Annotated in this window: 11 protein-coding genes; 4 read left to right on the top strand and 7 right to left on the bottom strand. The window is 57.9% G+C overall.

The window, feature by feature from the left end; translation table 11 throughout:
* Positions 1-129: 129 nt before the first annotated feature.
* Complete coding sequence (locus M3O22_07295; GenBank protein MDP9196551.1) at positions 130-1,101, top strand: tyrosine recombinase XerC; 972 nt, start codon at positions 130-132, stop codon at positions 1,099-1,101.
* 114 nt (positions 1,102-1,215) lie between these two features.
* Here the strand turns inward: M3O22_07295 and M3O22_07290 are convergent, their stop codons facing one another.
* From M3O22_07290 to M3O22_07275, 4 genes are all read right to left on the bottom strand, one after another.
* Positions 1,216-1,755: a cytochrome c family protein gene (locus M3O22_07290; GenBank protein MDP9196550.1), complete on the bottom strand. Its 540-nt coding sequence runs from the start codon at positions 1,753-1,755 to the stop codon at positions 1,216-1,218.
* An 86-nt stretch (positions 1,756-1,841) separates the two neighbouring features.
* A complete protein-coding gene (locus M3O22_07285) occupies positions 1,842-2,396 on the bottom strand; it encodes a hypothetical protein (GenBank protein MDP9196549.1) in 555 nt (184 codons plus the stop codon).
* Between the two features lie 75 nt (positions 2,397-2,471).
* Positions 2,472-3,158 (bottom strand): hypothetical protein, encoded by a 687-nt coding sequence (locus tag M3O22_07280; protein ID MDP9196548.1) that lies wholly within the window; start codon positions 3,156-3,158, stop codon positions 2,472-2,474.
* 84 nt (positions 3,159-3,242) lie between these two features.
* Positions 3,243-4,751, bottom strand: a complete 1,509-nt coding sequence (locus M3O22_07275) for a UbiD family decarboxylase (protein MDP9196547.1) — start codon at positions 4,749-4,751, stop codon at positions 3,243-3,245.
* Positions 4,752-4,900: 149 nt separating this feature from the next.
* Here M3O22_07275 and M3O22_07270 point away from each other — a divergent pair, with 149 nt between their 5' ends.
* On the top strand, positions 4,901-5,578 hold the full coding sequence (locus tag M3O22_07270) for a hypothetical protein (protein ID MDP9196546.1): 678 nt from the start codon (positions 4,901-4,903) through the stop codon (positions 5,576-5,578).
* Between the two features lie 40 nt (positions 5,579-5,618).
* Here M3O22_07270 and M3O22_07265 read toward each other — a convergent pair whose 3' ends face one another.
* Positions 5,619-5,774: a UbiD family decarboxylase gene (locus tag M3O22_07265; protein MDP9196545.1), complete on the bottom strand. Its 156-nt coding sequence runs from the start codon at positions 5,772-5,774 to the stop codon at positions 5,619-5,621.
* A 131-nt stretch (positions 5,775-5,905) separates the two neighbouring features.
* On the opposite strand from M3O22_07265, the gene M3O22_07260 reads away from it, so the two are divergent.
* A complete protein-coding gene (locus M3O22_07260; GenBank protein ID MDP9196544.1) occupies positions 5,906-6,658 on the top strand; it encodes a hypothetical protein in 753 nt (250 codons plus the stop codon).
* Positions 6,659-6,808: 150 nt separating this feature from the next.
* Positions 6,809-7,483 (top strand): hypothetical protein, encoded by a 675-nt coding sequence (locus M3O22_07255; protein ID MDP9196543.1) that lies wholly within the window; start codon positions 6,809-6,811, stop codon positions 7,481-7,483.
* A 7-nt stretch (positions 7,484-7,490) separates the two neighbouring features.
* On the opposite strand, the gene M3O22_07250 is transcribed toward M3O22_07255, so the two are convergent.
* A complete protein-coding gene (locus M3O22_07250) occupies positions 7,491-8,324 on the bottom strand; it encodes a hypothetical protein (GenBank protein MDP9196542.1) in 834 nt (277 codons plus the stop codon).
* A gap of 102 nt (positions 8,325-8,426) precedes the next feature.
* On the bottom strand, positions 8,427-8,931 hold a 505-nt coding region (locus M3O22_07245), incomplete at its 5' end, for a hypothetical protein (GenBank protein ID MDP9196541.1).

The raw sequence follows: 8,931 nt of genomic DNA, 5'->3' as shown, positions 1-8,931 counted from the left end.
CCTTACCTGTCTGTTGGACAATGCCTTATAGTTACTCCTGAGTTGCTGAATCCTCAACCGGTATCTTTACGGATGAAAGAGCATGACACCCTGACCCTCCTGCCCTGCCAGCCTGACGTCCTGGACTGCATGCAGGCCTGGCTGCACGGACTGGAAAAGCAGAAGAACGTGTCGCCCCACACCCTGGCGGCCTATCGCAGCGATGTGTCCGGCTTTCTGGCTTTCCTGTCCGGCCATCTGGGCGGGGCGCCGTCCCTGAATGACCTGTCCCGCGCGGACACCGCCGGTTTCCGCGCATGGCTGGCCGCACTGGCGGAAAAGGGAACGGGAGTCAGCAGCCGCGCCCGGGCCCTGTCGGCCCTGCGCAATTTCTTCCGCTGGCTGGACAGGAGCGGCCGGCTTCATAACGCAGCGGCCCTGTCCATGCGTGGACCGCGGGTCAGGGCGCCACTGCCAAGGCCGCTCAGCCAGGACGATGCCCGGCAGGTGCTGGACCAGGCCGATGTTCCTGCGGCGCTGGATAACAGGGCCGGCTGGGTCGGCGCCCGCGACCGGGCCCTGTTTGCCCTGCTGTACGGATGCGGCCTGCGCATCAGCGAGGCCCTGTCCCTGTCCCGCGACGCCCTGCCCCTGGCCCCATCGCCGCAGGGAGACATGCTGCGCATCACCGGCAAGGGCCGCCGCCAGCGCCTGGTGCCCGTCCTGCCGGCTGTTGTGGAGGCTGTGGTTGCCTACAGGAAGGACCCGGGAACGCCCCCTGCGGCCAGCGATGGCCCCCTGTTTCTGGGAGAAAAAGGCCAGAGACTTTCACCCGGCGTGGCCCAGCGGCAGATGGCCGCACTGCGGAAACATCTGGGGCTGCCCGACACGGCTACGCCCCACGCCCTGCGCCACAGCTTTGCGACGCATCTTCTGGGCGGCGGGGCTGACCTGCGCGTGATCCAGGAACTTCTGGGCCATGCCTCCCTGTCGGCCACCCAGCGCTATACCGACGTTGACGCACAGACGCTTCTGGAGAATTACCGCAAGGCCCACCCGCGGGACAAAAAGGCAGAGGGTGAAAACCGGAAACAAACCATACCGCCAGTCAACGCAGAATGAGCCAGATGACGAGAGTTTTCGAGAACCGGCGCGCAGTGTACGTGTAAGTACATGAGCACCGGAAGCGCAGAAAACCGAAGTCAGATGGCCATTATCCGTTGACTGGCGGTATGGTCAGGGTAACGGGCGAGGGCTGTCCGCCTGTGACCGCAGCCAGGCAATCAGGTTGGCCCGGTCTTTCGTGTCCTTGACCCCCCCATAGACCATCTTTGTGCCGCTGATATAGCCTTTGGGACTGAACAGGAAGTGGTTCAGCTCGTCATAGGACCATTCCCCGCCGGCGCCCTGCATGGCCGCGGAATAGGAAAAGCCGCTGCGGTGGGCCTTGGGTCCGCCCACAACACCCCACAGGTTGGGGCCCACCTTGTCCGGACCGCCCTTGTCAAAGCTGTGACAGGCCGCGCAGGCCCGGGTGATTTTCTGCCCGGCGGCCAGGTCAGCCGAGGCCAGCAGCGGGCGGATATCCTCCGGCCCTGCGGGAGCCGTGGATGCAGTTCCCGGGCCCTGCCCGGCCTGCGGGACCTCGACCACATAGGCGTTTTTTTCCGGCATCTCCGGCTCTGACAGTACGTGCGCGATAAAGCCCGACATCATGGCCACGAGGCCGGCCAGAAGGACGGCGGCAAAAACCTTGTTGGACTCAAACCCTGACATGACACTGACCGTGATCGTGTGAAAACCGGGCGCAGGATACACGCCTCCCCCCGCCTTGTCGACAGGCGGCCCACACCCCGCTGCCGTCAGGCGGCTTTGAGTCCGGGGGGATTCCAGGCTTCAGTGGCCTGGGCAAGCCGTGCTGGTTCTTCCCGGGATTCTTTCTGTGTGTAATCATCCCAGTTTACGGGGCCGCAGAAATTACCTCCCAGATCCTCGCTGATAGCCTGTGAACAGGCCGCCACAAAAGCCCTGGCATCCTTCCTGAAGCACAGGACAAGGACAGCGTTGAAGACATCTTCCGGCGCAAGACACTCATGACCATAATGGGACAGCCTGTCATACCGGACAACGAGCATGTTATGCAGCCCCGCCCACAATTTCCGGGCACCGGGAGACAGCGTTCCGGGCGGAAACGCATCCTGTTCTTTCAGGATGCCGGCCCGGCCTGGATACCAGCACATAAGGCAAAGCCCGGATCTGACGTCTTCCGCATCCCTGTGGGAGACAAATTCCAGTTTCCGGACCACCTCATCCATAACGGCCGGAACAGGATCACGCGCCGTACGCTCCAGCCACGCAGCAGCAGCGTCATAATCACGTCGCTCCAGTTTTGGCCTGGAGCCTGAAGATCCTGACATGGATTTTTTCCGGAATCTGTGGAGGAATCAGCCAATACTACCCGGTCAGGCCGAAAATAAAAACAGGCTGCCTGATCAGGGCACAGGACGTGGATCCGGATTTACCGCTCTTGCAGCGGTAGCGCCCCGGGGAAACAGGTCTCCCCACCCCTCTCCGTCCAGGAGGGGCAGATCCCGCAGCAGCGCTGCAAAAGCCTCCCTGAAAACCGCCGGCTCAAAGGGGCCATTGCCGCTGAAGGCCCGGTGGAAATTCTCCCGCGCCCGGGTCCGGCAGACCATGGCCTCCTCCGGCGACAGCGGCTGCTGTTCTTTCAGAACCAGACCCTGAAGCCAGGACGAATGGGAAGTGCGCAGCTTCAGGTCGGGAAAACTGATGCTGCCGCCTTCGGACGATGCACAGACGCGCAGAAGCAGGAAATGCTGGAGGCTGTTACAGAAAACATCCGGATGGGCCACCAGAAAATCCGTCAGGGTAAACCGCCCGGTGGCCACAGAAGAAGGCATGGTAAAGAGATGGGTGTCATTCAGCCCACAGGCCAAGGCAATATAGCGTTCCAGGGACAGGCTTATCTCCAGCCAGGTTTTCAGGTTCCTGGACGTTTCCCACAGATTGACGATGGCGCGGCAGGGATTTTTCAGGACACGTTTCTTTTCTGACAGGACCTCGTCAGCCGCCCGGATCTCGTCCTCTGTCAGGCCGGTATGAAGCAACTGCTCTGTGTCTTCGCGGGAAAGCATCTTTGACTCACGGGGATTGGCCATACCTGGAATCCCGCCACCCTGCCACACATTGGTAAAAGTAAAACGTGGGTACCTTGACCTCTCCCCCTGAGGGAGAGGTAAGTTTCACCAAATCTCCTTCCCGCTTCCCGGCAAGCCGTACGACGCCCATTTGCGGGTGACCTCGTCGATCACGCCCTGGTCCATGCGCATTTTGTGACCCCATTCGCGTTTGGTCTCGGGGTGCCATTTGCTGGTGGCGTCCAGGCCGATCTTGCTGCCCAGACCACTCTCGGGGCTGGCGAAGTCCAGATAGTCGATGGGCGTGTTCTCGATGATCGTGATGTCCCGCGCCGGGTCCATGCGCGTGCTGATGGCCCACATGACGTCTTTCCAGTCGCGCACGTTGATATCGTCGTCCACTACGATGACCCACTTGGTGTACATGAACTGGCGCAGGAACGACCACGCGCCCATCATCACGCGCTTGGCGTGGCCCGGGTAAGCCTTTTTCATGCTCACCACCGCGATGCGATAACTGCATCCCTCGGGCGGGAGCCAGAAATCCACAATCTCGGGGAACTGCTGGGCCAGCAGCGGGATGAACACCTCATTCAGCGCCTCGCCCAGAATGCTGGGCTCGTCCGGCGGGCGGCTGGTGAAAGTGGACAGATAGATCGGATCACGACGCATGGTGATGGCTGTGATGGTAAACACGGGAAATTTCTCGACGGAATTATAATAGCCCGTGTGGTCGCCATAGGGTCCTTCGTCAGCATAATCGTCCAGGCTCACATGGCCTTCCAGCACGATTTCCGCCTGCGCCGGCACTTTCAGCGGTACGGTCTTGCAGTCCACCAGCTCCACCTTTTTCCCGCGCAACAGGCCGGCAAACTGGTATTCCGACAGCGTATCCGGCACAGGAGTCACCGCGGCCAGAATCGTGCCCGGATCAGCGCCGATCACCGCCGCCACGGGCAGAGGCTCGCGCTTGCCCGCCTGTTTCCAGCGCTGGTGATGCTGGGCCCCGCCACGGTATTTCAGCCAGCGCATGATGGTCTTGTTTTTGCCCAGCACCTGCATGCGATAGATGCCGAGGTTAAAGTTGTCCTCGCGCTTGTCCGTGGGGCCTTTGGTCACGACGAGGGGCCAGGTGATCAGCGGCGCGGGCTCGCCGGGCCAGCAGCCCTGGATGGGCAGTTTGTTCAGATCAATGTCATCGCCGGTCAGGACAATTTCCTGGCACGGGGCAGAACTCACGGTTTTGGGCTGCATGGCCATGACGGTGCGGGCCAACGGAAGCAGGCCGAGCGCCTCGCGCCAGCCGCCAGGCGGCTCGGGCTGTTTCAGAAAGGCGAGAGTCTCCCCCACTTCGCGCAGCTGGTGCGGCTCCCGGTCCATGCCCCAGGCCACGCGCTCCACCGTGCCGAACAGGTTGACCAGCACGGGTATATCCGATTTCGTCCCGTCTGCCCTGATCACATTTTCAAACAGCACCGCCGGGCCTTTTTCAGCCAGCAGACGTGTGTGAATCTCGGTCATTTCCAGATGGGTTGAGACGGGTTCCCTCACCCGGACCAGACGGTCCGCCTTTTCCAGACGGTCCATGAAATCGCGAAGGCTGGTGTGAGGCATGGGATTCTTTCAGAAAACTATAAAGATGCAGCGTGGATCAAGATCAGATGCAAAGCAACAGATTGAAAAATCTTTGAATTAAAAATCTTGCTGAAATTAAAAATGCATCCCAGAGTGTTTTTTTCAACAAGAAAGACAAGGAAAAATTCATGACCAGGCGGCGCCTTCCTGCATATTTACCCCCCGACAGAATCAGACAGCTCGAAGCAGAATTTAGTGTAGCTGAAAAAGCAGCTGAAAAAATGGGTAAAGAACTTTCTGCGGCAGCGGGCATTGAGCTGGTCTTTGCTGTTGGCTCGAGCCCCTGTGTAATAAATGTGGCTACTGTTGAAACAGCCATTCATTGCGCAAGGATTGAAATCATGGAAGGTTACCGTATGAAAGATTATAGCGGTACTGTTTACAGGGACAACAGATCTCCTGACCCTGCAACAGATGATACCCATAGAACAGATTTTGATCTTATTACACGGCGACAGGATGCCGAAGGAATGGACTACTATTTCAGAGATTTACTGCTTCCGCCAGACATCATAACATTTTTTACCGAGAATGGTGTTTCCCGTCTGAGAGAAGATTACAGATTGGGATTGACCAATGAAGTTGTAAAAGAACTGACCGAAAAAAACCTGATATGGATCGGGGGCCGCTCCGGGATGTGGGATAAAAATCCCGTGAATATTGACAGGCAGCGCGGGCATGAAGAAACTTACTTCTGGCTGATCGATCCTGTGGTCCGGGACTTCATGCCCAAACCTGTACTTGAGAAATTCCAGCCAGATAATGTACCGGTCACAAAATCAGGCCGGCAGCCGCTGCCAGAATAATTACCATTATTCATCCGGAATGCCCGAACGGGTTTCCTGATCACATTTTGCACATCGATGCAGGCCCTTTTTCGGCCAGAAGACGGGTGTGGATCTCCGTCATCTCCAGATGGGTCGGGACAGACTCCCTCACCCGGAATAACCGTCCGGCTTTTTCCAGACGCTCGATAAAATCACGGAGACTGTTGCGGGGCATCGGATTTTCCAGGACCGGGAAAGATATGGGATACTTTTGCCAGAGGTCGCAAAAGAATGAAAGTAAATCAGCCGTTGCTCTCCCCGCATCTGGCGTCCTATGACTTTGCAGGGTCGGAAACGGAGAAAACCATGACAGCACCAGCCGAACAGGAAATTGTCAGGGCACGGACACGCCTTGCGAACATGTGTTCTCCCAAAGGCTTCAAATTCCTGAACGCGTGGACAGAAATTCGCCGGGACCAGGAAGTGTACCAGATGATGATCCGGGCCTATGTCCGTGATCAGAAGAAAACAGAAGCTGCGGCCCGGCGCTATTACAGCAATTGCCCGGATCTGGCAGAGCGACAGGCAGAAATCATAGCTGCAGTCTGGCCAGCGCACCTGTCAGATATCAAAACCCTGAACGCAGCAAAAATTGCCGCAAGACTGGAAACCCTGGTTTCTCTTTACCCCCAACAGGGAAAAAAGGACCCCCGCTGGCAAATCATGTTTTCTGCCCAGCTGGAGCACGGCTTTCTCAGACTGCACCAGGCCATTCTGGAGACATCTGACAGGATGGATGCTGCAGCGACCACAGCATTGCACGACAGGATCACCCGGATCGAGGGTTATGTCAACACCCTGAACCAGCGAAGTGTCACAGGATACAATTCCCTGGACGGCCGGAAACAGGGGGAATTGCCCCATGTACAGAAAGGCCAGCAGGCCGTTTTCAATATGGCCGCAAGGGCACTGCATTCGGAACTGAAGCGGGCCAGAAAATGGTGCCACAGCCTTCCTGCCGTCATAACAGCAAGAGCAGCGCTGGGCTATTCCCGGCCACCGGCAGGGCTGAAGGCCACTCTTTTGGGAGCGCCGCCGCTATCTCCCCGTCCCGTCTGAAGCCGGGCCGGGAACCCGCTGCCGGGCAGGCGCGCTTCCTGCCATAGACGGAAACTGGATTTCTGCCTGTGCAATGAAAGTAAATCATGCATTGACCAGGGGATGTCCATTCTTGAAAGATAGGCCGGTTTCAGAAAACAGGGTTCAGGAATGAGCGCCATACAGCCACCGTTTGAGCAACTGCCCGAACCTTTCAGGAATACTCCTGAAAAGCGCGCGGCCATTACGGCCCTGAGTCGCCTGGGCATCAGGGTGGAAAGATCAAATGGCAATATTAATCTCCGCGGCATTACAGTTTCTGAAATTATGGGAAACCTGGGGGCATTGGACGGCAAGGGCGGAGAGAACCTTGAGATATACAAGGGAATGTATTTCCAGGCCCTGGCGCGGCCGGCCTGCGGAATTCAGAATATACCCTGGAAGCCGTATGATGTTCTCTCGGGCTTCTATACCTTTGCTGATATCGCCGCCATGCAGCGGCTCTGCGGAAAACCGGCAAAAATTGGCCGCTTCTTCTCTGCAGTCTGCCGTGGCTCCATCGCGACGGCCAGCCAGATTGTCTTCTGTTACCAGTATGGCCAGTACCAGCAGTCCCAGCGTACAGTACGGATCTGGCCGGAAGGCATACCGGGGAATCTGATAATCCAGATCCAGTCTTTCCTTGAAGGTACAGGAAAACACCCGAACGAGGCCTTGGCCAGACTGAACGAGCACTTCGGAGATTTCTGGCAGGGCGCGGATGCACTTGTGAGGACAGCGTCAGGACTTGCTGTGAGCCTTCCCGGCACCCTGCTGCAGGCTGCAAGAAGAGCCGCGCCCAGATAACTCACCCTCAGTTTTTCGCAAACGCCGGTTTCAGATCAACCCTGGCGGGGACAGGGACAGCTTTTTTCAGATCCTCATCTTCCGACCATCCGGTCAGGCCCAGGATTTTCACCCTGCAGCGCAGGGTCTGCGCCGTACAGCCGGGACACTGGTACAGGGTGACAGTCAGCTCATGGACCCCCCGTTTTGGCCGTCCGGACAGGCCCGGATGGCTGACAAGGCTGGCCAGAAGCATGGACGAGGCTGGCGTATTCACCAGCCCGTCATATTGTGACCGGAATGCTCCGGCATTCTCAAAGCGCCGGGTGATGGACCCCTGGCTTTTCAGGTATTTCTGGCAGGGCGCGCAGTAAAGCATGTCTTTCAGGAACAGCCAGATGGCCACGCCACCAAACAGGAAACCCAGGAAATTCAGGGCCGCCAGGGCATATCCCCACTGGCCAACCTCGCCCAGGTCCCTGTTGCTGCTGCCAAAGCGATAATGCGCTTCGGTGAGAGAGGTTCTCATGTAATCCAGGAAGGACATATAGCTGCCATTGTCGTCCAGAACGATCTGCCACTCGATGAAATAAATGGCCGCGTTGGCCAGGGCAGCAACAGCAACCATCTGCAGCAGCAGCGTCCAGTGCGGGCGCGTGTTCGTCAGGCCACTGCCCAGCAGATAACCGGACGCCGCTATCGCTCCCACCAGGATGGCACCAACGGGCACAATACCCGCCACAGCGTATGTATAGAGATTTGTATCCAGATAGTCTGAAACCAGGAAATTCAGGACAATGGTCAGCGCTGTGGTCACAAGACCACAGAACGTAATAAAGATGTTGGCGAGAATTTTTTTCACGGAGCAACTTTGATCATTACAGGAAACCGGTGCGGTTTCTATAAAAGATCACCCCGGAAAGCAAGATTTCTGCTGTGCCAGACAGAGCCGGCTGTCCGGTTATCAGGGGGTCACAGCCGGCAACTGACGATCTGCTGCGGCCGCCTTTGCTTCGGTTTCGGCTTCCGCCTGCTTTCTGTCCGTATTTTCCAGAAGCCATGCTGACAGCGCCTGGCACAGCTCCTGGGGGTTTGTAGCAACCTCCAGCGCCAGCAGGCCTGGAACCTGCTCCAGCCGCGCAGACCGGTATCCCAGTTTCCTGAGAACCAGATCCGCAACAAAAAGATCAGCGCTTTTCAGGGCATCGAGAATCCTGTCCCCGACCCCGGAGCAGTTTCTGCCCTCGAATTCGCACAGGGAAAACCGGACATCCTTTTCGCTGTGCCGGCGGACCAGAAAATCCAGATTCAGGATAAAAATACTGTCCGGCCGCTCCCCGGGAAGCCAGCCGCCGGCTCTTGTAGTGGTAATCCTGGCAGGGACGTACGGAACATCCCTATCCTCCAGATCCGCTGAATCCATCTGGCACTCCAGACTGACATGGATATGCCGCAGATCATTGTCGACA

The sequence above is a fragment of the Pseudomonadota bacterium genome (assembly GCA_030775045.1).
In the GTDB taxonomy this organism is placed as follows: domain Bacteria; phylum Pseudomonadota; class Alphaproteobacteria; order JALYJY01; family JALYJY01; genus JALYJY01.
The sequence above is the reverse complement of the archived record's forward strand: the minus strand, read 5'-3'. Positions and strand labels throughout refer to the sequence as shown.

What these genes read in the sequence shown, in the direction of transcription:
- M3O22_07265 (MDP9196545.1), bottom strand. Translation starts at nt 5,774, where the DNA reads ATGCCCCGCAACAGTCTCCGTGATTTTATCGAGCGTCTGGAAAAAGCC.
- M3O22_07270 (MDP9196546.1), top strand. Translation starts at nt 4,901, where the DNA reads ATGACCAGGCGGCGCCTTCCTGCATATTTACCCCCCGACAGAATCAGA.
- M3O22_07255 (MDP9196543.1), top strand. Translation starts at nt 6,809, where the DNA reads ATGAGCGCCATACAGCCACCGTTTGAGCAACTGCCCGAACCTTTCAGG.
- M3O22_07285 (MDP9196549.1), bottom strand. Translation starts at nt 2,396, where the DNA reads ATGTCAGGATCTTCAGGCTCCAGGCCAAAACTGGAGCGACGTGATTAT.
- M3O22_07275 (MDP9196547.1), bottom strand. Translation starts at nt 4,751, where the DNA reads ATGCCTCACACCAGCCTTCGCGATTTCATGGACCGTCTGGAAAAGGCG.
- M3O22_07295 (MDP9196551.1), top strand. Translation starts at nt 130, where the DNA reads ATGCAGGCCTGGCTGCACGGACTGGAAAAGCAGAAGAACGTGTCGCCC.
- M3O22_07280 (MDP9196548.1), bottom strand. Translation starts at nt 3,158, where the DNA reads ATGGCCAATCCCCGTGAGTCAAAGATGCTTTCCCGCGAAGACACAGAG.
- M3O22_07260 (MDP9196544.1), top strand. Translation starts at nt 5,906, where the DNA reads ATGACAGCACCAGCCGAACAGGAAATTGTCAGGGCACGGACACGCCTT.
- M3O22_07290 (MDP9196550.1), bottom strand. Translation starts at nt 1,755, where the DNA reads ATGTCAGGGTTTGAGTCCAACAAGGTTTTTGCCGCCGTCCTTCTGGCC.